The sequence below is a fragment of the Psychromonas sp. genome, from assembly GCF_983033635.1.
Genome location: NZ_CEZLMY010000156.1, coordinates 5,107 through 8,491, shown reverse-complemented (window position 1 = coordinate 8,491; position 3,385 = coordinate 5,107). Strand labels below are relative to the sequence as shown.

Annotated in this window: 3 protein-coding genes; all 3 read right to left on the bottom strand. The window is 33.7% G+C overall.

Going from position 1 to position 3,385, the window contains the following annotated elements:
• Positions 1-326 precede the first annotated feature (326 nt).
• Entirely contained in the window at positions 327-605 is a 279-nt protein-coding gene (locus AC4GME_RS15300) for a hypothetical protein (RefSeq protein ID WP_490378720.1), read from the bottom strand.
• Positions 606-1,222: 617 nt separating this feature from the next.
• Positions 1,223-2,740 (bottom strand): hypothetical protein, encoded by a 1,518-nt coding sequence (locus tag AC4GME_RS15295; protein ID WP_490378415.1) that lies wholly within the window; start codon positions 2,738-2,740, stop codon positions 1,223-1,225.
• On the bottom strand, positions 2,683-3,385 hold a 703-nt coding region (locus AC4GME_RS15290; RefSeq protein WP_490379696.1), incomplete at its 5' end, for a DEAD/DEAH box helicase. The genes AC4GME_RS15295 and AC4GME_RS15290, both read right to left, overlap by 58 nt.

Sequence of the window (3,385 nt, the reverse complement as noted above, 5' to 3'; positions counted from 1 at the left end):
ACTCCTCAATGACGTTTGCTTAACTTGACGAATGATTCTTGTCCCATTTCTTTATGTTCTGTTACTATGATAAAAAAGCGCTAACATAAGTTTAAAGGATCAGATCTTGTCTTTTGCAAACACAATCTAACTTAAAGATGGGACATCCATATACTGAGTTTTTTAAAATCACTCCCTATGATTTAACAACTATTGGATGTCCTCAAATTCATTATTGTTAATTGTGGGCATTTTTGTTTAACGCCTCATTAAGAGGCTAAAAATTGTGGGCTAAAATACGAGCGGAGCGAGATAGCCTGCTGTTTTTAGTCCTTTTAAATGACTTGCTATATACTTAACTTTTTCTTCAATTTATTGACTTCTAAAGAAAGTCTTACTGACTTATAAGCACAAATGATTGCCCAAGGTACTGCTATTGCAAGTGCACCGTTTACTACATTAGAATCTGCCAATAAAGGGTGAAGTGATTCAGGGTTATGACCAAATTTAGATAACATTCCTAAACCGATCACAATCATTGCAGGTGCATCAATAAGTCCAACGTACTTTATCTTCTTTTCAACTACTTTTAAGCGGTCTTCTAGTGGTTGTTTTTCAAAATCCATTTATAAATCCCTTACATTTAACACTGGCATATAACATCTTATTAGACGGAAAACTTCCGTGTTTCCACAAGAAAGACGCCCACCCAACATTTACTATAGAATAATTTTTTGTTTTTTTACCATACTCATTAAATAATCACATTTAATGTATGGGATTTATCTATTGTAGAAAGGCGGAAAAGTTCCGTACTTACGGTGGAAACACGGAATTCAACGTGAACTGAATATGCAATCAGTTATTTTATTGGTTAGCGAAAAGATTCAGGGTCAAGTATTGTAAAAGGTGGGACATCCATATGTTTAATTATTTAAAATCATTCACTTATAATTTAATAACTATTGGATGTCTTCAATTTCAATAGGACGCACCTATTTCAGTCAAAAAATAGTACCAAACACAAACTTTTTAGAGATAGCCCCGCCAGTTCGCCTTTACGGTAATGGTGCACCAAAATACCAGTTGAAAGATGTATTGAAGTTTATTGAAAGTAGGAAGGAGAAAGCAACGGCCGCAAGCTAACAAGTTAAAGAATCAAGGTCTTGTCTTTTGCCTAAAACGGCAAAGCGCAAGACTTGAATCCAAACCAGTCGCCTGCTATAACAAGTTTATGACCATATTAAAAGTAACGTTCAACCTGACTTTTGATTGACGAGTTTTCTTCTTTATAAATAGAGTTTTCAAATAATATTTCGTTCTCATCTATTGCTAATACATGAGGCTTAATAACTTCGGCTTCTTCTATTGAGAAACCATACCTCATTAACCATATTTCTTTTTCGTCATTGGTTCCATACCGAAAATAATTAACCATAGACTTTGCTCTAATATCATTTGTTTGAATAAAATACTGATCAAAAGCAGCTACATACATATCAGCTAAAGAGAAAGAGATGACCTTATCTAAGAAATCATATGTATCATAAACAACTAAGTCATAGTTAAAGTTTTGCATATTGCTCCCTTTGAACCTCGAAGGAAGAGATTTCTTCAGATCCGAATTAGGTAACGAGTGTGGTATAACTGAATATGTGATAGGTAAATTTTTAATTAATTCATCGCACTCTGCTTCAGTCATCTCACCAGCCTTGAACCTCTTCTTGATTTTTCGTTGCTTAACCTGATTAGTTAAATAACTGTAACGCAGACCTAGAAGCTCCTTAAAAGTTTTGCCCTGAATTTGCCATAACAGAATAGTGACTGAAGCAGATAAAACCGTTTTTTCTCCTCTATAGAGCGCACGCCCTAATGATATTTCAAAGATTCCCGCTAATGATTTTTTGAGCTTATCTTTCTTTCCCCTTGGTAAATCACGATAAGTATTTCCGTCCATAATTTGGTTTTCAACAAACAAAAAATCAAGGATGTTTTTTATAAGTAAGCTAGCTTCGTCTGAACTAAGTCTCTCTGTTTTTGAATTAGGCAGATTATATTCGTCATTAACATTTTCATTTTTTACTGCATCTATAAACTCAATTAAATCTTCAGGAGTTCCTTTATTGTCTTCGTCTAATTGAGACTTTCCAGATAATTTAGATTCCCCATTAAATTTATCAATAAACCCCTTAATATTCTTAACAATGATGTAACCGTAATCAAAGTTATTAATAACAGACGTACTACGTCCAGCACGTCCAATCAGGTTTTTAAGCCCTAGTGTTTGATCTTCTTTTGTTCCAATAAATCGAATATTTTCAACCCAAACAATATCAAATGGCATATTCACACCTTGAGCTAAAGTCGAAGTCGCAAAACAAATTTTAGCAAATCCTGAATTTGTAAATTTCTCTATAAGGAATCGAACCACTAGCGGAACAGAACCATGATGAATTACCACACCTTTCTTCATCAAATGTACTAATTCTGATTCCTTTTCTTTAGCTCCAATCAGTTCTTCAATTTCATCAATTATTTCAATAGCTGCAGGGTTCGTAATTGGCTCACATAATGCGATATAGCGTTCAAAATCCTTCTCGAAGCTTTTGTCATAAATGGAAGACTTCGATATGTAAATAAGAGCACTACCACCATCTAAAAGCTTATTTTTAAGTATATCGATATCAAAATGGGCTTTGTTTTTTAATAAGTGTCCATTCTCAACAAATGGAGAAAAACACTCGAATATATTTTTTTGCAATCGTACCCCAAAAATATTTTACCAACAGTATTCTGTTGATAGGCCATAGAGTCTGCACTCTCATGATAATTGTGTTTGTTCAACTGGGCTTCGGGATTGCTTATAAATGGGTGAGCAAAAACTTTTTTTGAATTTGGAAAAATTCTCCCCGCTCTCCTCACAAAAGCATCGAAGCTCACCCCTCGTATTTTTTCTTCCGAGATTTGAGCTTCATCTAATAAAAATAAGGAAGGACTATATTGCTCTGGAGACTTGAAAATATCTGACGCTCTTTCTGGGGTTACTACAAATATTTTTCTCGAAGTTCTTTTTTTATTAACATTATCAATGAATTGAAGTATTAGAATATCTTTTCTATCACCAACTATTTCTCTAATAGCCAAGATGTATTCAGCAATTAAAGCTCGGGAAGGTACGACTATAACTATGTCGTTTGCCTGATCCTTAATTAGATCACGAAAAAGAAATGATTTGCCAGCACTAGTAGGAGCCGAAAATGAAAAATATCTGTTTTTTAATATCCTTTTTCTTATGCTTGCTTGAACTGGTGTAAATTTTTGTCCTGTTTCTTTCTCTATAGCTTTTGAAAATATTGAATATGAGAATGTTAATAAATCATCAGGTTCATCTACTTTGTAAAACAAG